The sequence below is a fragment of the Terrabacter tumescens genome (assembly GCF_014646815.1).
GTDB lineage: Bacteria > Actinomycetota > Actinomycetes > Actinomycetales > Dermatophilaceae > Terrabacter > Terrabacter tumescens.
Map to the genome: position 1 here is coordinate 91495 of NZ_BMNZ01000007.1, position 20927 is coordinate 112421.

The window sequence follows — 20927 nt, forward strand, 5'->3', positions numbered from 1 at the left end:
AAATCGGCGATCGGTGACCGTGTCGTGACCTGCGCCCGTGCCGGTGGCCGCAGGTTCTGCGGCCACGCCGCGATCAGGCCGCCGGGAAGCCGTTGATGACGGCCTCGGCGACCTCTTTCATCCCGAGGCGGCGGTCCATGGCGGTCTTCTGGATCCACCGGAAGGCGTCGGACTCGCTGAGCTTCAGCTGCGTCATGAGCACACCCTTCGCGCGGTCGACGAGCTTGCGCGTCTCGAGCCGCTCGCCGAGGTCGGCGATCTCCGCCTCGAGGGCCTTGAGCTCCTGCCAGCGCGACGTCGCGATGTCGATGGCGGGGCGCAGGTCGTCGGCCGTGAAGGGCTTGACGATGTAGGCCATGACGCCGGCGTCGCGGGCCCGCTCGACCAGCTCGGTCTGGGAGAAGGCGGTCAGCATGATGACGGGGCACAGCTTGGCCTCGTGCAGCTGCTCCGCCGCGGACAGTCCGTCGAGCACCGGCATCTTGACGTCCATGATGACGAGGTCGGGCTTGACCTCCTTCGCGAGCTCGACGGCCTGCTCGCCGTTGCTGGCCTGGCCGACGACGTCGTAGCCCTGCTCGCCGAGCATCTCGACGAGGTCGAGGCGGATCAGGGCCTCGTCCTCGGCGACGAGGATCCGGGTCGCGCCCGTGGTCGCCGCGGTCGGAGTCTCCGGGCCGCCCTCGGTGACCGGGGTGCCCTCGGTGCCTTCGGTTGCCTCGGCGGGGACCGCCACGGTGGCGGGGGTCGGCTTGGGCGTCGTGCTCTCGTCGGTGCTCACGGGCCAAGCCTATCCGGGGCCAGGTTTCCGGCGCGTTTCGGGACCGTCACCCCGTGACCGGGTGGGCGGGCACCCGGGACGGGTCGTGGGACGACGGAGAGGTCGTCGGTGCCGAGGGCGGGACTCGAACCCGCACGGCCTTGCGGCCAGAGCATTTTGAGTGCCCCGTGTCTGCCATTCCACCACCCCGGCCGGAGTGCCGAGCCAGCATACCCACGGATGCGTATGCCGCCGGGCGGGCCCGGCGGCATACGTGGTCACGCGAGTCGTGCGAGCTGGTCGCGAGGGTCCGCGCTCAGCTCGTGACCTCCTCCGGCCGGTAGGCCGGGGCGGCCCGGTTGACGGCGTCGCCGACCCGGTGCACGCGAAGCGCGTTGGTCGAGCCGGGGATGCCGGGAGGCGAGCCGGCCACGATGACGACACGGTCGCCCTCGGTGACCCGGCCCTCCGGGATGAGCTTGAGGTCGACCTGCATCGCGAACTGGTCGGTGTGTTGCATGCGGGGCACGAGGTAGGTCTCGATGCCCCAGACGAGCGCCAGGCGCGAGCGGACGCGCGGCTCGGACGTGAAGGCCAGCATGGGCTGGCGCGGCCGGATGCGGGCCATCCGGGTGGCCGAGCCGCCGGTCTCGGTGAAGACGATGAGGAACTTCGAGCCGACGACGTCGCCGATCTCGACCGCGGCCTTGGTCACCGCACCGCCGACCGTCTTGGGGGTGGTGGGCATCCGCACGATCTTGTCGAAGCCCTTCTCCTCCGTGGACTCGATGATGCGCGCCATGGTGCGCACCGAGTCGATGGGCCAGGCGCCGACCGAGGTCTCACCGGAGAGCATGAGCGCGTCGGCGCCGTCGAGCACGGCGTTGGCGGCGTCGGAGGCCTCGGCGCGCGTCGGGCGGGGGTTCTCGATCATCGACTCGAGCACCTGCGTGGCGACGATGACCGGCTTGGCCTCGCGGCGCGCGAGCTCGATGGCGCGCTTCTGCACGAGCGGCACGTCCTCGAGGGGCATCTCGACGCCCAGGTCGCCGCGGGCGACCATGATCCCGTCGAAGGCGGCCACGATGCCCTCGAGGTTGTCGACCGCCTGCGGCTTCTCGATCTTGGCGATGACGGGGATGCGGTCGCCGAACTCGTCCATGATCGCGTGGACGTCGACGATGTCCTCGGCCGAGCGCACGAACGACAGGGCGATCATGTCGACGCCGAGGCGCATGGCGAAGCGGAGGTCCTCGCGGTCCTTGTCGGACAGGGCGGGCACGCTGACGGCGACACCGGGAAGGTTGATGCCCTTGTTGTTGCTGACCTGGCCGCCGATGACGGTCTCGGTCAGCACGTCGGTGTCGGTCACCTCGACAGCACGGAGCATGACCTTGCCGTCGTCGATGAGCAGCACGTCGCCGGGGCTCACGTCACCGGGCAGCCCGGCATACGTCGTGCCGACGATGGAGTCGTCGCCGTCGACCTCGCGGGTCGTGATGGTGAAGCGCTGTCCGGGGCTCAGCGTCACGGGGCCGCCCGAGAAGCGACCGGTGCGGATCTTCGGACCCTGGAGGTCGACGAGGATCCCGACGGCTCGACCCGAGGCGTCGCCGGCAGCCCGGACGTCGCGGTAGACCTGCTCGTGCACGGAGTGGTCACCGTGGGAGAGGTTGAGCCGGGCGACGTCCATGCCGGCGTCGACGAGGGCGCGGAGCTGGGAGGGAGATGAGGTCTTGGGGCCGATGGTGCAGACGATCTTGGCGCGACGCATGACTCAACCTTATGGGTGCTGTGACGTGGGTCACCACGCGGGTTCGTCCTGTGGGACGGCCGCGGCGTCGTCGGCGCGGGATCCGTTGTGGCGTGGGGCAATCATGAGCGTATGCCGTGTCGCCGAGGTGGCGACACGGCATACGTGAAGGTGTGGCCGGGTGTCCGGCCTCCGGCACCGTCAGACAGTCAGACGGTGAGCGGCCGGTCGGTCGGCGCGATGGGGCGCGGCAGCGAGCTCGACCCCGTGAGCCAGGCGTCGACGCCCGCGGCGGCGGCACGGCCCTCGGCGATGGCCCAGACGATGAGCGACTGCCCGCGACCGGCGTCGCCCGCGACGAAGACGCCGGGGACCGAGCTCATGAAGTTCTTGTCGCGACGGACGTTGCTGCGCTCGTCGAGGTCGACGCCGAGCTGCTCGAGCACGCCGCTCCCCTGCGGGCCGAGGAAGCCCATGGCGAAGAGGACGAGCTGCGCAGGGATCTCCCGCTCGGTGCCCGGCTTCGGGGTGGGTCGACCGTCGAGGAACTCGACCTCGGTCAGGCGCAGGGCCGCGACGTTGCCGTCGTCGTCGCCGACGAACTCGGTCGTGCTGACGGCGTAGATGCGCTCGCCACCCTCCTCGTGGGCGCTGGCGACGCGGTAGAGCATGGGGTAGGTCGGCCAGGGCTGGCCGGACGGACGGTCCTCCCCCGGCTGCGGCATGATCTCGAGGCTCGTCACGGACGCGGCGCCCTGGCGGTGCGACGTGCCGATGCAGTCCGCGCCGGTGTCGCCGCCGCCGATGACGACGACGTGCTTGCCGGTGGCGAGGATCTGGTCCTCGACGTGCTCGCCGAGGGCGGCGCGGTTGCCCTGCGGGAGGAAGTCCATGGCCTGGTGGATGCCGCCGAGCTGGCGACCCGGCGCATCGAGGTCGCGCGGCACGGTGGCACCGAGAGCGAGCACGACGGCGTCGTAGCGGTCGCGCAGCTGGCGCCCGGTGATGTCGACGCCGACGTTCATCCCGTTGCGGAAGCGGGTGCCCTCGGCGCTCATCTGCTCGAGCCGGCGGTCGAGCACCGACTTCTCCATCTTGAACTCGGGGATGCCGTAGCGCAGCAGGCCGCCCGGCTTGTCGGCCCGCTCGAACACCGCCACGGTGTGGCCGGCCCGGGTCAGCTGCTGGGCCGCTGCCAGGCCGGCGGGGCCGGAGCCCACGACGGCGACGGTCTTGCCGGAGAGGCGCTCGGGAGGGAGTGGCGTCACGAGCCCCTCCTCGAAGGCGCGCTCGATCGTCGTGACCTCGACCTGCTTGATCGTCACGGCTGGCTGGTTGATGCCGAGGACGCACGCCGTCTCGCACGGCGCCGGGCACAGGCGGCCGGTGAACTCCGGGAAGTTGTTCGTCGCGTGGAGCCGCTCGATGGCGTCGGACCAGTCGCCCTTCCACGCGAAGTTGTTCCACTCGGGGATGAGGTTGCCGAGCGGACAGCCGGAGTGGCAGAACGGGATGCCGCAGTCCATGCAGCGACCGGCCTGGCGCTGGAGCTGTCCGAGCTCCTGCTCCTCGTAGACCTCCTTCCAGTCCCGGATGCGCACCGGGACGGGACGGCGGGCCGGGAGCTCGCGCTCGCGGGTGTTGAGAAAGCCTTGGGGGTCAGCCACGGGAAGCCTCCATGATCCGGTTCCACACTTCTGGGCCGTCGAGGTCGAGGCCCTGGGCCTCTGCCTCGGCGCGCACGTCGAGGACGCGCTGGTAGTCACGAGGCAGCACGAGCGTGAAGCGCTCGCGTGCGGCCGACCAGTCGTCGAGCAGGCCTCGGGCGACGGGCGACTCGGTCCACCGCGCGTGCGCCTCGAGCAGCTCGCGCAGCGGCTCCTCGTCGGCGTCGCGCAGCGGCATGAGGTCGACCATCTCGCGGTTGACGAGGTCGGCGTCGAGGTCGAGGACGTAGGCCAGGCCACCGGACATGCCGGCCGCGAAGTTGCGCCCGGTCTGCCCGAGCACGACGGCCGTGCCGCCCGTCATGTACTCGCAGCCGTGGTCGCCGACGCCCTCGACGACCGCGTGGGCGCCGGAGTTGCGCACGCAGAAGCGCTCGCCGACGATGCCGCGCAGGAAGAGCTGGCCCGTCGTCGCGCCGTAGGCGATGACGTTGCCGCCGATGACGTTCTCCTCGGCCACGAGGGTGGCGTCGCGGTGCGGTCGCACGACGACGCGGCCGCCCGACAGGCCCTTGCCGACGTAGTCGTTGGCGTCGCCGAAGAGCTGCATCGTGACACCGGCCGGGAGGAAGGCGCCGAACGACTGCCCACCGGACCCGGTCATCGTCAGCTCGATCGTGTTGTCCGCGAGCCCCTGCGGGTGGGCCTTGGTCACGTGGTGACCGAGCATCGTGCCGACGGTGCGGTTGACGTTGCGCACGGCGATCTCGGTGCGCACCGGCTCACCGGTCTCGATGGCCGACAGGGCACGGCTCAGGAGCTCGTTGTCGAGCGCCTTGTCGAGCCCGTGGTCCTGGGAGGCCGACTGGTGGAGCGTGCCACCGGTCGGGTTGTCGGCCACGGCGAGGATCGGGCTGAGGTCGAGGCCCGAGGCCTTCCAGTGCGCGATCGCCTTGTCGAGGTCGAGGCTGCCGACCTGGCCGACGGCCTCCTCGATCGAGCGGAAGCCGAGCGAGGCGAGGTGCTCGCGCACCTCCTGGGCGATGTACTCGAAGAAGGTCTCGACGAACTCCGGCTTGCCCGAGAAGCGCGAGCGCAGCTCGGGGTTCTGCGTGGCGATGCCGACCGGACAGGTGTCGAGGTGGCACACGCGCATCATGACGCAGCCCGAGACGACGAGCGGCGCCGTCGCGAAACCGAACTCCTCGGCGCCGAGCAGGGCCGCGACGACGACGTCGCGCCCGGTCTTCAGCTGGCCGTCGACCTGGACGACGATGCGGTCGCGCAGGCCGTTGAGCACGAGGGTCTGCTGGGCCTCGGCGAGGCCGAGCTCCCACGGCGCACCCGCGTGCTTGAGCGACGTGAGCGGGCTCGCGCCGGTGCCGCCGTCGTGCCCGGAGATGAGCACGACGTCGGCGTGCGCCTTGGACACGCCGGCCGCGACGGTGCCGACGCCGATCTCGGAGACGAGCTTGACGTGGATGCGCGCCGACGGGTTGGCGTTCTTGAGGTCGTGGATCAGCTGCGCCAGGTCCTCGATGGAGTAGATGTCGTGGTGCGGCGGGGGCGAGATGAGCCCGACACCGGGCGTCGAGTGCCGGGTCTTGGCCACCCACGGGTAGACCTTGTGGCCGGGCAGCTGGCCGCCCTCGCCGGGCTTGGCGCCCTGGGCCATCTTGATCTGGATGTCATCGGAGTGGGTGAGGTAGAGGCTCGTCACGCCGAAGCGGCCCGAGGCGACCTGCTTGACCGCCGACCGGCGCTCGGGGTCGAGGAGCCGGTCGACGTCCTCGCCGCCCTCACCGGTGTTGGAGCGTCCGCCGAGGTGGTTCATGGCGATCGCGAGGGTCTCGTGCGCCTCCTTGGAGATCGAGCCGTAGCTCATCGCGCCGGTGTTGAAACGCTTGACGATCTCGCTGACCGGCTCGACCTCCTCGATCGGCACGGGGAGGCGACCGGTGACGCCCGTCGGGCGGAAGCCCATGAGGCCGCGCAGCGTCATGAGGCGCGAGGTCTGGTCGTCGACGCGGTTGGTGTACTGCTTGAAGATGTCGTAGCGGCGCTGGCGCGTCGAGTGTTGGAGGCGGAAGACCGTCTCGGGGTCGAAGAGGTGGGGCTCACCCTCGCGCCGCCACTGGTACTCGCCGCCGACCTCGAGGGTGCGGTGCGGCTGGTGCACGCCGTCCGGCGGGTAGGCCCGCGCATGGCGGTCCGCAGTCTCGCGGGCGATGACGTCGAGCCCGACCCCGCCGAGCTGGCTCACCGTGCCCGTGAAGTAGCGCTCGACGAGGGCCTGGGACAGGCCGATGGCCTCGAAGACCTGCGCGCCGCGGTAGGACGCCACGGTCGAGATGCCCATCTTGGACATGACCTTGAGCACGCCCTTGCCGAGCGCCTTGATGAGGTTGGCGACGGCCTTCTCGGCGGTGACGCCCTCGATCTCACCGGCCCGGACGAGGTCCTCGACCGTCTCCATCGCGAGGTACGGGTTGACGGCAGCCGCACCGAAGCCGATGAGGAGGGCCACGTGGTGGACCTCGCGCACGTCGCCGGCCTCGACGAGCAGGCCCACCTGGGTGCGGGTCTTCTCGCGGATGAGGTGGTGGTGCACGGCCGCGGTCAGCAGAAGCGACGGGATCGGCGCGAGGTCGCGGCCGGAGTCGCGGTCGGAGAGCACGACGAAGCGCGCGCCCCGCGAGATGGCCCGCGACACCTCGGCGAAGATCTCCTCGAGGCGGTCGCGCATGGCGGCCGCTCCCCCGGTGACGTCGTAGAGACCGCGCACGACGTGAGTGGCGTAGCCCGGCAGGTCACCGTCGGCGTTGATGTGCACGATCTTGGCGAGCTCGTCGTTGTCGATGACCGGGAAGTCGAGGACGAGCTGGCGCGCGTGGCTGGGCGAGGCCGACAGTGCGTTGCCCTCGGGTCCCATGTAGGTCCCGAGCGAGGTGACGAGCTCCTCGCGGATCGCGTCGAGCGGCGGGTTGGTCACCTGCGCGAAGAGCTGGGTGAAGTAGTCGAAGAGCAGGCGTGGGCGCGAGGACAGCACGGCGATGGGCGTGTCGGTGCCCATCGAGCCGAGCGCCTCTCCCCCGGACTTCGCCATCGGGGTGAGCAGGATGCGCAGCTCCTCGGCGGTGTAGCCGAAGGTCTGCTGGCGGCGCGCGACGGAGGCGGCCGTGTGCACGATGTGCTCGCGCTCAGGGAGGTCCTCGAGGCGGATGAGGCCCGCGTGCAGCCACTCGGCATACGGCTTGGCGGCGGCGAGCTGGGACTTGATCTCCTCGTCGCTGACGATCCGGCCGTGCTCGGTGTCGACGAGGAACATCTTGCCGGGCTGCAGGCGGCCGCGCTGGACGATGGTCTCGGGGTCGAGCTCGAGGACCCCGGACTCGGAGGCGAGGACGACGAGGCCGTCGTCGGTCACGGTGTAGCGGCCGGGGCGCAGGCCGTTGCGGTCGAGGACGGCGCCGACGAGCGTGCCGTCGCTGAAGCAGACGTTGGCCGGCCCGTCCCACGGCTCCATGAACGTCGAGTGGAACTCGTAGAACGCCTTGCGGGCCGGGTCCATCGTGGCGTGGTTCTCCCACGCCTCGGGGATCATCATGAGCACCGCGTGCGGGAGCGAGCGGCCGCCGAGGTGCAGCAGCTCGAGCACCTCGTCGAAGCTCGCGGAGTCGGACGCGTCGGGCGTGCAGATCGGGAAGACGCGCTCGAGGTCGCCCGGGATGATGTCCGACGTCAGCAGGCTCTCGCGGGCGTGCATCCAGTTGCGGTTGCCCTTGACGGTGTTGATCTCGCCGTTGTGGGCGATGAACCGGTAGGGGTGCGCGAGCGGCCACGACGGGAACGTGTTGGTCGAGAAGCGCGAGTGCACGAGGGCCAGCTCGCTCGCGAACCGCGGGTCGGACAGGTCGGGGAAGAACGGCTCGAGCTGACCGGTGGTCAGCATGCCCTTGTAGACGATGGTGCGCGAGCTGAGCGAGGAGAAGTAGACGTCGACCTCGTGCTCGGCGCGCTTGCGCAGGCAGAACGCCAGCCGGTCGAGCCCGAGGGCCACCTGGCGGCCGATCGAGCTGCTGACGAAGAGCTGCTCGAAGAACGGCATGCACTCACGGGCGACGGTGCCGACGAGGTCGCCCTCGACGGGGACCTCGCGCCAGCCGAGCACCTTGAGGTTCTCGGCGACGGCGATCTCCTCGATGCGGGCCTTGGCGGCCGCGCGCTCGATGGGGTTCTGCGGCAGGAAGGCGATGCCCGCGGCATACGCCCCGCTGTTGGGCAGCGTGAACGGCACCGTGGCGCGGAAGAACTCGTCGGGGATCTGCGTCAGGATGCCCGCGCCGTCACCGACGAGCGGGTCGGCGCCGGTGGCCCCCCGGTGGTCGAGGTTGCGCAGCGCGGTCAGGGCGTGGTCGACGATGTCGTGGCCGGCAGTGCCCCGCATCGTCGCGATGAGCGCGACGCCGCAGGCGTCGTGCTCGTGCTCGCGTCGGTAGAGACCGGAGTTCTCCGGGTGTGCACTGAAGAGAGCACGGGTGCGGGTGTGCGGCGGCATCTTCACCGTCCTTCTGCTGGGTCCCAGGCGGCGACCACGACCGGGCCGGCGACATGACTGAGGGCATGTGGACGGCACTGGCCACAGGCGTTGCGACGACGATATCGGAGGGACCGCTCGTCCTACCTGTTGATACGGCGGATTCCGCATCCTGAGACGTCGTGCTCACGTCCCGGCGTCGGGACGGAGCCGGCACGCGTCACGACTGCGTCGGACGCTCCACCTTCGTCGCGCCGGTCGCCGTGGCGTTCGGCCGGTCGGCGGGCGCCACGGCCGAAGAATCTCCGGCCTCGGGCTCGCTCGCCCCGGCAGCATCGGCCGTGGCCTCGGCCGCGTCGTGAGACTCGTCACCCTCGGCGGCATCGGGGGCCTCGGTGGCCTCGGCGCCGTCGGTGTCCTTCGAGTCCTCGGCCGTCGCCGGCAGGGCCGGCTGCTCCATCCGGCCGAAGCGGCGCCACAGGACGACGCCGAGGAGGAAGACGAGGATCGAGACCCATGTGTTGACCCGCTGGCCGAGGATGACGTTCGCGGAGTCCGAGCGCATGTTCTCGATGACGATGCGCCCGACCGGGTAGCCCATGACGTAGGCGGCGAAGACCTGCCCCGCCTTGAGCGGACGGCGCCGGCCCAGCCAGACGAGGAAGGCCGCGAGCAGCAGGCACCACAGCGCCTCGTAGAGGAAGGTGGGGTGGAAGTAGCCCTTGACGATCGGGTTGCCCGTGGCGTCGACGACCGCCCGGCCGGCCGAGGTGTCCCACTCGTAGATGCGCAGCTTCCACGGCACGTCGGTGGGCGCGCCGTAGATCTCGTTGTTGAACCAGTTGCCGAAGCGACCCATGGCCTGCGCGATCGCGAGGCCCGGCGCCGCGGCGTCGACGAAGTCGCGGAAGGCGACACCGTTCTTGCGGCAGCCGATCCACGCGCCGACGGCGCCGAGCGCGACGGCGCCCCAGATGCCGAGGCCGCCCTCGTAGATGGCGAAGGCCTTCCACGGGTCGCCGTTCTGACCGAAGTACGGCTGGGGCGTGGTGATGAGGTGGTAGATGCGGCCGCCGACGATGCCGAACGGCACCGCCCAGGCGGAGATGTCGATGGCGATGCCCTTGCGGTGGCCGCGCGCCTCGAGGCGCTTCTGCGTCAGCCAGACGGCGACGACGATGCCGGCGAGGATGCACATGGCGTAGCCGCGGATCGGCAGCGGGCCGAGGTGCCAGACGCCGACGCTCGGCGACGGGATCTCGGCCGGGAGGGCGGCGTGGAGCGCGCCGGGCAAGGCGGCCAGGACGCTCACGCGCGGCTCCGGCGGACGCCGTCGGCGAGCTCGCGGGCCAGCGCGCCGAGGGCCTCGAGCCCCTGCTCCTCGGAGTCGGCCTCGGTGAGGCACCGCACGAGGGCGGAGCCGACGATGACGCCGTCGGCGTAGCGACCCACCTCGGCGGCCTGGTCGCCGGTGGAGACCCCGAGCCCGACGCAGACGGGCAGGTCGGTGTGCTCGCGGGTGCGCGAGACGAGGGCGTCGGCGGCCTCGCCGACGCTGGCCCGCGCCCCGGTGACACCCATGACGGCGGTCGCGTAGACGAACCCGCGGCACCGGGCCGTCACAGCGGACAGGCGCTCCGGCGTCGAGCTCGGCGCGACGAGGAAGACCTTGTCGAGGTCGTGGGCGTCCGCGGCGGCGATCCAGTCGCCCGCCTCGTCGGGGATGAGGTCGGGCGTGATGAGCCCGGCTCCCCCGGCGGCGGCGAGGTCGGCGGCGAACCGCTCCACGCCGTAGCGCAGCACCGGGTTCCAGTAGGTCATGACGAGCGCACCGGCACCCGCGTCGGACACCTCACGGGCAGCGGTGAAGATGTCGGTGAGGTGCACCCCGGCGGCCAGCGCCCGGACGGCGGCGTCCTGGATGACGGGACCGTCCATGACGGGGTCGCTGTAGGGGACTCCGATCTCGACGATGTCGACGCCGGAGTCGACGAGGACCTTCATCGCGGTGATCGAGCCCTCGACCGAGGGGAAGCCCACGGGGAGGTAGCCGATGAGGGCCGGACGGCCGTCGGCGCGGCACTTCTCGAAGACGGAGTCGACGCTCACTGCTGGACCCCCATGCCCTTGGCGCCGTCGTCGTCGGGCAGGCGCGTCGCGCCCTCGCCGTCGATGAGACCGAACCACTCCGCGGCCGTGTGGACGTCCTTGTCGCCGCGTCCCGACAGGTTGACGAGCAGGACCGCGTCGGGGCCGAGCTCGCGCCCGACCTTGATCGCACCCGCGAGGGCGTGCGCGCTCTCGATGGCGGGAAGGATGCCCTCGGTGCGCGAGAGCAGCGAGAACGCCTCCATCGCCTCGTCGTCGGTCACGGGGCGGTACTCCGCCCGGCCCGACTCGAGCAGGTGGGCGTGCTCGGGACCGACGCTGGGGTAGTCGAGCCCGGCCGAGACGCTGTGCGACTCGACGGTCTGGCCGTCCTCGTCCTGCATGACGTAGGTGAACGCACCGTGGAGCACGCCGGGGATGCCGGCCGAGAAGCGCGCGGCGTGCTTGCCGGACGCGACGCCCTCGCCCCCGGCCTCGAAGCCGATGAGCCGGACCGAACGGTCGTCGATGAACCGGTGGAAGATCCCGATCGCGTTGGAGCCGCCGCCGACGCAGGCGAGCACCGCGTCGGGGAGGCGCCCGACGAGGTCGAGCACCTGCTGGCGCGCCTCGACGCCGATGACGCGGTGGAAGTCGCGGACCATCTCGGGGAACGGGTGCGGACCGGTCACGGTGCCGAGGACGTAGTGCGTCGTGGCGACGTTGGCCACCCAGTCGCGGAAGGCCTCGTTGACGGCGTCCTTGAGCGTCTTGCTGCCGTTGTCGACGGGCACCACCGTGGCGCCGAGCAGCCGCATGCGCGCGACGTTGAGCGCCTGGCGCTCGGTGTCCTTGCGGCCCATGTAGACGACGCACTCGAGCCCGAGCAGGGCGGCGGCCGTGGCCGTGGCGACGCCGTGCTGGCCGGCACCGGTCTCGGCGATGACGCGCGTCTTGCCCATGCGCTTGGTCAGCAGGGCCTGGCCGAGGACGTTGTTGATCTTGTGCGAGCCCGTGTGGTTGAGGTCCTCGCGCTTGAGGATGATCCGCGCGCCGCCGCAGTGCTCGGCGAAGCGCGGCACCTCGGTGATGAGGCTGGGGCGGCCGGTGTAGGTGCGGTGCAGCCGCTCGAGCTCGCCGACGAACTCCGGGTCCACGACGGCCTTGCGCCAGACCTCCTCGAGCTGCTCGAGGGCGGGGATGAGGGCCTCGGGGACGTAGCGTCCACCGAAACCGCCGAAGCGGCCGTATGCCGGCACGTTGGATGTCGTGGTCATGCTCACTCTCCTGCCGCGCCGGGGTGGGCCTGGGCCCGGACCGCGGTCGCGGCGTCGATGAAGCCGCGGATCGCGGCCTCGGGGGCACCGTCCCTGACGAGGGCCTCGCCGACGAGCACCGCGCCGGCGCCGGCACGGACGTAGGCGGCCACGTCGGCCGGCCCACCCACCCCGGACTCGGCCACGCCGACGACGCCCTCGGGGACGCGGGGAAGCAGGTCGGTCACGGTGCGGGGGTCGACCTCGAGGGTCTTGAGGTTGCGGGCGTTGACGCCCACGAGGACGGGGTCGAGCGCCAGGGCCCGGTCGAGCTCGGCGGCGTCGTGCACCTCGATGAGCGCCGTCATGCCGAGCTCGCGGGCCTGGTCGTGCAGGTCGCGCAGCAGGACGTCGTCGAGCGCCGCGACGATGAGCAGGATGAGGTCGGCGCCGTGTACACGGGCCTCGGTCACCTGGTACGGCTCGACCATGAAGTCCTTGCGCAGCAAGGGAGTCCGCACTGCGGCGCGCACCTCGTCGAGGTCGGCGAGGCTGCCTGAGAACCGGCGCTCCTCGGTGAGGACGCTGATGGCGCTCGCACCGCCCGCGGCATACGACCTCGCCAGCAGGCCGGGCTCGGGGATGGCGGCGAGCGCTCCCTTGCTCGGGCTCGAGCGCTTGACCTCGGCGATGACGGCGACCCCCTCGGCGGAGCGGATGCCGGGCATCGGGTCGAGCGCGGGAGCCGCGGCGGCGGCCCGTGCCTCGAGCTCGGTCAACGGCAGTGCGGCACGACGGCGCCCGAGATCCTCGCGGACGCCGCCGATGATCCCGTCGAGAACCGTCGTCACTGCGCTCAGCTCTTGCCGAGGGTCGGGGCACCCACCTCGTCGGGTGCGTCGACGATCGAGCCGCCCTGCGCGTGGTGGCCGTTGCTGCCGTAGCCGGCCATCGAGAGCAGCTTGCCCGCGACGATGCCCGCGACGATGATGACGGCGCCCACGACGGCGAGCGCGACGCTGGGGATGACGAAGGCGACCGACGCGATGGCCGTGCCGAGCAGGATGATCCCGACCCCGGTCCAGGCGGCCGTGCTGTGACCGTGGTCCTCGTGCTGCTCTTCCATGGCGTCCTCTCTGGTCCGATCGGCTCCACTCTCGTGCGGGCCGACGTCGTTCATTCTGTCAGGTCTCGTCGGGGGCGTCGCGCAGGGTCGGGTCCCGCCCCTCGGACAGCTCGTCCCACGTGGTGCGCACCTCGCCCCGGGGTCCGCTCGCCGGCTTGTCGCCGCGTTCGTAGCGTCCGGACAGCCCGGCCCACGTGCGGCTCGACACGGCTGTCAGGACGGCGCCGACGGCCAACAGGGCCGCCACGACGACCGCTGCCCAGACCCACCCGGTGCTCGCTCCCGTCGCGGCGGGGGCCGTCGTGCGAGCGAGCTCACGCGCGACCGCGTCGGCCACGGTGTCGACCGGTCGCAGGGCCACGAGCAGCGTCATCGCGAGGGCGCCGAGCGAGGCCAGCACGATGACGACGGCGGCCACCGCGCGAATGATGCGGCCGCCGGTCATGAGCCCGAGGAGGGCCACCACGCAGACGGCGGTGAGGCCCACGACGCCCGGGGCGGCTGCGCCACCGGTGACCTCGGTGACGGCCTGGCTGAGGACGTCCCGCGACTCCCCGCTCGCCCACACCCGTGTGGTGAGGCCGAGCAGCAGGGTCGCCGGGACGAGGACGGCGAGCGCCGCGCGCTTCTTGTCGAGAGCCGTGGGCGAGCTCATGCGCGGTGCTCTCCGAGCGGGCGCAGCCCGGCCGCCGCGGCGACGGCGCGCAGGGCGGCCGCGGCCTTGTTGACCGTCTCCTCGTACTCGAGGTGCGGCACCGAGTCGGCGACGATGCCGGCGCCGGCCTGCACGTGGGCGAGCCCGTCCTTGATGAGCGCGGTGCGGATCGCGATGGCCATGTCGAGGTCGCCGGCGAAGTCGAGGTAGCCGACGACGCCGCCGTAGAGCCCGCGCCGCAGGCCCTCGTAGGCGTCGATGAGGGCCATGGCCCGCGGCTTTGGCGCCCCGCTCAGCGTGCCGGCGGGAAAGGTCGCGACGAGCGCGTCGTAGGCGCTCTGGTCGTCGCGGAGGTCGCCGACGACGGTCGACTCGATGTGCATGATGTGGCTGTAGCGGCGGATCGACATGAAGTCGACGGTGTCGACGGTGCCGGCCCGGCAGATGCGCTGCAGGTCGTTGCGCGCGAGGTCGACGAGCATGAGGTGCTCGGCGCGCTCCTTGGCGTCACCGAGCAGCTCCTCGGCGAGGTGAGCGTCGTGGTCGGGGCTCTTGCCGCGGGGACGCGATCCGGCGATCGGGTGCGTGATGGCCTGGCGCCCGGTGACCTTGATGAGGGCCTCGGGGCTCGAGCCGACGATGTCGTAGGCCGAGCCGTCAGGGTGCGGCAGGCGCAGGAGGTACATGTAGGGGCTGGGGTTGCTGACCCGGAGCGCCCGGTAGACGTCGAGGGCGTCGGCCCGGCACGGCACGGTGAAGCGCTGCGAGACGACGATCTGGAAGGCCTCGCCGGCGCGGATCGCCTCCTTGGCCTCCTCGACCATCTCCTCGAACTCGGGCTGGGTGTGGCTGCTCGTCGGGCGGCTCTCGATCGGCTCGATCGTCGCGACGGTGCTCGGGGCCGGGGCGGCGAGCTCGTCGGTCATCCGGTCGAGCCGGCTGACCGCGTCGGCCCACGCGTCCTCGATGCGCTCGTCGGTGGCGTCGTGGTTGACGGCGTTGGCGATGAGCAGCAGCGAGCCGTCGCTGTGGTCGAAGACGGCGAGGTCGGTGGCGAGCATCATCGCGACCTCGGGCAGGTCGAGCTCGTCGCGGCCGCCGTCGGGCACGCTCTCCCACCGGCGCACGGCGTCGTAGGTGATCGCGCCGACGAGGCCGCCGGTCAGGGGCGGCAGCCCGGGCGTGCGCGGGGTGGCCAGGGCCGCGACGGTGTCACGGACCGCCTGCGTCGGGTCACCCTCGGTGGGCAGGCCGACCGGCGGCTCGCCGATCCAGTGGACGCGGCCGTCCTTCTCGGTCAGCGTCGCAGCGCTGCGGGCGCCGACGATCGAGTATCGCGACCACACTCCCCCGTGCTCCGCGGACTCGAGCAGGAAGGTGCCGGGCGCGTCCTTGGCGAGCTTGCGGTAGACGCCGACGGGCGTCTCGGCGTCGGCCAGCACGCGGCGTACGACCGGGATGACGCGGCGACGCTCCAGCGCGAGCTCGGTGAAGACCTCGAGGCTCGGCCACGTGCGGCCCCACGCGAGGTCGGCGTGCGGCGCGGACGCAGGGGCGAGCGAGGTGTTCGAGTCGGGCACCGAGCCATTCTGGCCCACGCGCTCGTGTGCCGTGTCCCCGCCTCACCCGTCGAGAGGCCACGAACGGCCCCGCCTCACCGTCGAGAGGCCACGAACGGCCCCGTCATCAACAGCTGTCAGGGGGCGGTGGTCGGCTCGCCGATGGCGGCGGGCAGGACCCGGGCGTCGAAGCAGGTGCGGTCGCCGGTGTGGCAGGCGGCACCCACCTGGTCGACGCTGACGAGCAGGGCGTCGCCGTCGCAGTCGAGGCGCACGCCCTTGACCCACTGCGAGTGCCCGCTCGTGTCGCCCTTGCGCCAGTACTCCTGACGGCTGCGCGACCAGAAGGTGACCCGTCCCTCGGTCAGGGTGCGGCGCAGAGCCTCGTCGTCCATCCAGCCGACCATGAGCACATCACCCGTGTCGTGCTGCTGCACGACCGCGGCGACGAGTCCCTGGGCGTCGCGCTTGAGCAGCCCTGCGATCTGCGGGTCGAGCGTCGCGGGGTCGGGTGTCTCGTCGATGCTGTCGGTCACCGGGACATTCTGCCCGGACCTCGGCCGTGGTTCACACCGCGGCCGAACCGCCACCCAGCCACCACCTCGCACCCACCACCTCGTCGAACGCAGCGTTCGGTCGCGAACTCACTGCTTTAACACCGCGTTCGGCACCGAACGCGGTGTTCGGTGCCGAAGCGGGGTGCGGGTCAGACGGCCTGCTGCTGGGCCACCCACGAGTCGTGCAACCGGGAGTAGACGCCGCCGAGACGGACGAGCTCGCTGTGGTGGCCCCGCTCCACGATGCGACCGGCGTCGACGACGATGACCTCGTCGGCGGCCTGGGCCGTCGAGAGCCGGTGCGCGATGGCGATCGACGTGCGACCCCGGGTCAGCGAGTCGAGGGCGCGCTGCAGGCGCACCTCGGTGCTCGGGTCGACGGCGGACGTCGCCTCGTCGAGGACGAGCAGGTCGGGGTCGGCGAGGTAGGCGCGGGCGAGGGCCACGAGCTGCCGCTCCCCCGCGGACAGCGACTCGCCGCGCTGGCCGACGTCGGTCCCCAGGCCCAGCGGCAGCGTCGACACCCAGGCGTCGAGGCCGAGCTCGGTGAGGGTGAGCCGCACGTCGTCTTCGCTCGCCTCGGGCCGACCGAACCGGATGTTCTCGAGCAGCGTGCCGTCGAAGAGGAAGCCCTCCTGCGGCACGAGCACGACGCGGGACCGCAACGAGGAGAAGCGGATCGTGCGTAGGTCGACGCCGTCGAGCAGCACCTGGCCGCTGCTCGAGTCCATGAGCCGGGTGAGCAGCTTGGCCAGCGTGGACTTGCCGGAGCCGGTCTCGCCGACGATGGCCACGCGGCTGCGCGGCGCGATGGTGAGGTCGATGTCGTGGAGCACGGGCGCGCCACCGGGGTAGGCGAAGCCGACCTCGTTGAACTGCACCGTGATCGGCCCGCGCGGCAGCGTCACGCCGGACTCGCCCGGGTCGGAGACGTCGGCGGGGGTGTCGATGATGCCGATGACGCGGCGCCAGCCGGCCACGGCGTTCTGCATCTCGTTGAGGATCTCGGTGGCCTGCTGCACGGGCTGCGTGAAGAGGTTGACGAGGAAGAGGAAGGCCAGCAGCTCGCCGAGCGTGAGGCTCCCCCGGGCTGCGAGCACGGTGCCGACGACGAGGACGACCGCGGTCGTCAGGCCGGAGACGAGCTGGCCGGACGTGAACGCGACGACAGAGCGCGCCTGGGCACCGATGGCGGCCTTGCGGTGGGCCTCGACGGCGGCGTCGATGCGCTCGGCCGTGCGGTCCTCGACGCCGTAGGCACGGATCGCCTGGGCACCGACGACGGCCTCGGAGATGGCGCCGAGCATGTCGCCGACGCGCTCACGCACCCGGGTGTAGGCGCGGCCGACGATGCCCTGGAACTTGCGGATGATGACGAACAACGGCACGAAGCAGAGCCACACGACGAGCCCGAGCAGCGGGCTGTAGATCACCATGAGCACGGTTGCGAGCGAGATCTGCGCGATGTTGATCATCAGCATGAGCCCGCCGAACTGCACGAACATCGAGATCGTGTCGACGTCGGAGGTCACGCGCGAGACGAGCGAGCCACGGCGCTCGGTGTTCTGGGTCAGCATCGCGAGGTCGTGGATGTGACGGAATGCCTTGAGGCGCAACGTCGCCAGGCCGTTCTCCGACGTGCGGAAGAGCCGGACGTTGACGAGATAGGCCGAGAAGGCGGTGACGACCACACCGACGAGTGCGATGCCGATGTAGACGGCCACCACCCGGGTGTCGGGTCCGGACGCGGCGAGGATGCCGTCGTCGGTGATGCGCTGGACGACGAAGGGCACGAGCACCCGTCCGAGCGTCGACAGCACGGCGAGCAGCACCGTGACCCAGATGCCCTTGCGCAGCTCGGGCGAGAGCTCGACGCCGCGACGCAGCGTCTGCCACGTCGTCATCTCCTTGCCCGTCGCCACCCCGTGGTGCTCGACGAGGACCTGGGACCGCATGCTCATCGGGAGACCTCCTCGGCCGCGTCGGTGCCGTGCCCGTCGCCGAGCTCCTCGTCGGCCGCGATGGCCTCGCGCTCGGCGGCTTCGCGGGCGTATGCCGTGACGAGCCGCTCGTAGCCGACGCACCGTCCCAGCAGCTGGGCGTGGGAGCCGTGGTCGACGACGCGACCGCCCTCGAGGTATACGACCTCGTCGGCGAGCAGGATGGTGGCCATCCGGTAGGCGACGACGAGGACGGTCGTGCCGCTGCTCGCCTCGCGCAGCCGGCCGAGGATGGCCTGCTCGACGCTGGGGTCGACCGCCGACGTGGCGTCGTCGAGGATGAGCAGCTGCGGCTCACGGATCACCGCGCGTGCCAGTGCGATTCGTTGCCGTTGACCGCCCGAGAGGCTCGCTCCGCGCTCGCCGACGTGGGTGTCGAGGCCGTCGGGCAGCTTCTCGACGAACCCGGCGCCCTGGGCGACGTCGAGGGCACGCCACACGCTCTCGTCGTCGTGCTCGAGTCCGAGGGTGATGTTGCCGCGCACGCTGTCGTCGAACATGAACGTCTGCTGCGCGACGAGGGCCGCGACGTCGCTCACGCCACCGCGGCGCACCTCGCGCAGGTCGATGTCGTCGACGAGGACGGCTCCGCTGTCGGGGTCGACGAGCCGCATGACGAGGTTGGTCAGGGTCGACTTGCCGCTGCCGGTGGGCCCGACGACGGCCACGGTCGCACCCGGCGCCACGTCGAGGGTGACGTCGACGACGGCCGGGTTCCGGTCCACCTCGCCGGGCTCGGACTCGATCTCGTAGGCGTACGCGAGTCGCTCGGCCTGCAGGTGGCTGGCGTGGCCGGTCGGCAGCGAGCGCTCGCCGTAGGTCATGCTGCCCGTCGCGTCGAGCACGGCCGACACGCGGTTCCAGCCGACGACGGCGCGCGGCAGCTCGGCCAGCACCCAGCCGAGCGCCCGCACCGGGAAGGCGAGGATCGAGAAGAGATAGGCGATCTGCACGACCTCGGCCGCGGACAGCAGACCGTTGCTCACGCGCAGGGTCCCGACGAAGAGCACCGCGAGCGTGCCGACCGTGGGGATGGCCTCGATGGCGGGGTCGAAGCGGCCGCGGGTGCGCCCGACCTCGATGTTGGCGTCGCGCAGCTCGTGCGTCACGGCGCGGAAGCGCTCGGCCTCGTGGTCCTCACGGCCGAGCGACTTGACGATGAGGGCGGCCTCGAAGCTCTCGTGGGCCACCTCGGAGACGTCGGCCCGCAGCTGCTGGGCCCGGGTGACGCGCGGGGACATCGCGCGCTGGAAGGCGACGTTGGCGAGGAAGAGCATCGGGAAGACGGTGAGCCCGACGAGCGCGAGCCACGGGTCGACGACGACCATCTGGACGATGCCGAAGACGAGCATGACGACGACGCCGAGCGCCATCGGCAGCGGGGCGAAGATGTTCCACGTCGCCTCGACGTCGGCGTTCGCGTTGGAGAGCAGCTGTCCCGACGGGTGACGGTGGTGCCAGCTGAGTGGAAGGCGGAGGTACTGACGCGTGACCTGGCGCCGGTACATCGCGCCGAGGTTGTACATCGCGACGCCGCCGGCGATGCGGCGCCCGATGACACCGACGGTCGTCGTCAGCACGACGGACGCCATGACCCCGCCGATGAACCACAGCTGGGAGGCCGTGACGTGGCGGGCGGCGATGGCCGGCGAGACGGCCTCACGGACGACGTAGCCGATCGCGGCGGCCGTCAGGCTCGTCATGACGCCGTAGACGACGCTGCCGAGCACGGCGACCGAGAACCAGCGCGGCTGGCCCTTGATGCCCCGGCCGATGACGGCGAGACCCTCCCGCAGGGTCGAGGTGGTCGGGACGTTCACGGTGTGCTGCTCCCCTGCTGGCGTGCGTGCTGGTGCCGTCTCCGGACGACCCCCCAGCCTCTCACGTCTCGGAGACCGCGCCGCGGACCGGCCCCCGCGCCCAGAGCCATTCCGCGCCGGCGTCGGCTTCGGCCTCCTCCACCCGGCGGAAGCCCAACCGCGCCAGGACCCGCTGGCTCGGGACGTTGTCGGGTCCGTGTGGGCCACGACTCTCAACCCGGCCGCCTCGAGGGAGCGCACCATCGCGGAGAGCACGTCCGTCATGAGGCCGCCTCCCCGGGCGGACTCCACCAAGCCGTACCCGACCTCGACGACGCCGTCCTCCGGCGGCCCGAAGCAGCCGATCGACCCGACGGCGAGCCCGTCGCTCCGGCGGACGACGTGGCGGGGCGACCACGCGTCCGGACCAGAGGTCACCATCCCGACGGCGTCGAGGTCGTCCTCGCGCGGGTAGCCCTCGGCCCAGTCGGCCCGGCGCACCCCGGCGCGCATCGCCGCGGCCTCCTCGGGCGTGATGGGGACGAGCCGGGCCTCGCGGGTCTCGATGGGTCCCGCGCCGATCGGCCGGGCGGGCGCGCCGGTGGGCACCCAGTGCCGCAGCACCCCGTCGCGCTCGTCCTCGACGACCCCACCGGCGGAGGCGATGGTGCGGGCCGACCCGACGTTGTCGACGTCGCACGTCACGAGCACCGGGTCGATGCCCCGGGCCGCGGCCAGCGCGAGGGCGAGACCGAGCGCCTCGCGGGCGACGCCCTGCCGCCGCGCACCCGGCGACACGGCATACCCGATGTGACCGCCCTCGGCGACGAGCGAGGGCGTCAGGGCATGGCGCACGGCGATGGTGCCGACGACCCGCTCGTCACGGACGATCCACCGGTTCGACGACGGCACCCGGCCTTCGGGCAGGGCCTCGTCCGGCCGCTCCATCCGCCCGAGCCAGTCGACCCACTCCTCGAAGACCTCCGGGTCGCGCAGGGCGTCGCGGTCGCCCGGACGGTAGCTCGACCCGTGGATGGTCTCGTCGCCGAAGTCGTCGACCATCGCCCACCACGAGTCGGACAGGTCGGTGGTGGGGCGCACGAGCTCGATCACCGTCCGACCCTAGGGACCGCCTGCCCTGGTGGGCCACCGAATTCGAACGGGCGGGCG

Annotated in this window: 14 protein-coding genes and 1 tRNA gene; all 15 read right to left on the reverse strand. The window is 71.8% G+C overall.

Annotated elements, in window-relative coordinates:
• Nucleotides 1–73: 73 nt before the first annotated feature.
• Nucleotides 74–781, reverse strand: coding sequence for an ANTAR domain-containing response regulator (locus tag IEY30_RS17730; protein ID WP_030202003.1), 708 nt, complete (start codon nt 779–781; stop codon nt 74–76).
• 109 nt (nt 782–890) lie between these two features.
• Nucleotides 891–973, reverse strand: a tRNA-Leu gene (locus IEY30_RS17735).
• 103 nt (nt 974–1076) lie between these two features.
• Entirely contained in the window at nt 1077–2534 is a 1458-nt protein-coding gene (gene pyk, locus IEY30_RS17740) for a pyruvate kinase (protein ID WP_030202002.1), read from the reverse strand.
• A 188-nt stretch (nt 2535–2722) separates the two neighbouring features.
• Nucleotides 2723–4180: a glutamate synthase subunit beta gene (locus IEY30_RS17745; RefSeq protein WP_030202000.1), complete on the reverse strand. Its 1458-nt coding sequence runs from the start codon at nt 4178–4180 to the stop codon at nt 2723–2725.
• Nucleotides 4173–8738 (reverse strand): glutamate synthase large subunit, encoded by a 4566-nt coding sequence (gene gltB, locus IEY30_RS17750; protein WP_030201997.1) that lies wholly within the window; start codon nt 8736–8738, stop codon nt 4173–4175. Before gltB ends, IEY30_RS17745 begins: the two co-directional genes overlap by 8 nt.
• Nucleotides 8739–8937: 199 nt before the next feature.
• Nucleotides 8938–10029 (reverse strand): prolipoprotein diacylglyceryl transferase, encoded by a 1092-nt coding sequence (gene lgt, locus IEY30_RS17755; protein WP_030201995.1) that lies wholly within the window; start codon nt 10027–10029, stop codon nt 8938–8940.
• Nucleotides 10026–10826, reverse strand: coding sequence for a tryptophan synthase subunit alpha (trpA, locus tag IEY30_RS17760; protein ID WP_030201992.1), 801 nt, complete (start codon nt 10824–10826; stop codon nt 10026–10028). Before trpA ends, lgt begins: the two co-directional genes overlap by 4 nt.
• A complete protein-coding gene (gene trpB, locus IEY30_RS17765; protein ID WP_030201989.1) occupies nt 10823–12082 on the reverse strand; it encodes a tryptophan synthase subunit beta in 1260 nt (419 codons plus the stop codon). Before trpB ends, trpA begins: the two co-directional genes overlap by 4 nt.
• Before the next feature lie 2 nt (nt 12083–12084).
• Nucleotides 12085–12912 (reverse strand): indole-3-glycerol phosphate synthase TrpC, encoded by an 828-nt coding sequence (trpC, locus tag IEY30_RS17770; protein ID WP_043417260.1) that lies wholly within the window; start codon nt 12910–12912, stop codon nt 12085–12087.
• 5 nt (nt 12913–12917) lie between these two features.
• Entirely contained in the window at nt 12918–13187 is a 270-nt protein-coding gene (locus tag IEY30_RS17775; RefSeq protein WP_043417258.1) for an HGxxPAAW family protein, read from the reverse strand.
• A 58-nt stretch (nt 13188–13245) separates the two neighbouring features.
• A complete protein-coding gene (locus tag IEY30_RS17780) occupies nt 13246–13842 on the reverse strand; it encodes a Trp biosynthesis-associated membrane protein (protein ID WP_030201979.1) in 597 nt (198 codons plus the stop codon).
• Nucleotides 13839–15422 (reverse strand): anthranilate synthase component I, encoded by a 1584-nt coding sequence (locus IEY30_RS17785; protein WP_030201976.1) that lies wholly within the window; start codon nt 15420–15422, stop codon nt 13839–13841. Before IEY30_RS17785 ends, IEY30_RS17780 begins: the two co-directional genes overlap by 4 nt.
• 116 nt (nt 15423–15538) lie before the next feature.
• Nucleotides 15539–15937, reverse strand: a complete 399-nt coding sequence (hisI, locus tag IEY30_RS17790) for a phosphoribosyl-AMP cyclohydrolase (RefSeq protein ID WP_081920622.1) — start codon at nt 15935–15937, stop codon at nt 15539–15541.
• Between the two features lie 170 nt (nt 15938–16107).
• A complete protein-coding gene (locus IEY30_RS17795; RefSeq protein WP_030201971.1) occupies nt 16108–17919 on the reverse strand; it encodes an ABC transporter ATP-binding protein in 1812 nt (603 codons plus the stop codon).
• Nucleotides 17916–20870, reverse strand: coding sequence for a GNAT family N-acetyltransferase (locus IEY30_RS17800; protein WP_081920621.1), 2955 nt, complete (start codon nt 20868–20870; stop codon nt 17916–17918). The genes IEY30_RS17795 and IEY30_RS17800 overlap by 4 nt, the downstream gene beginning before the upstream one ends.
• Nucleotides 20871–20927 lie beyond the last annotated feature (57 nt).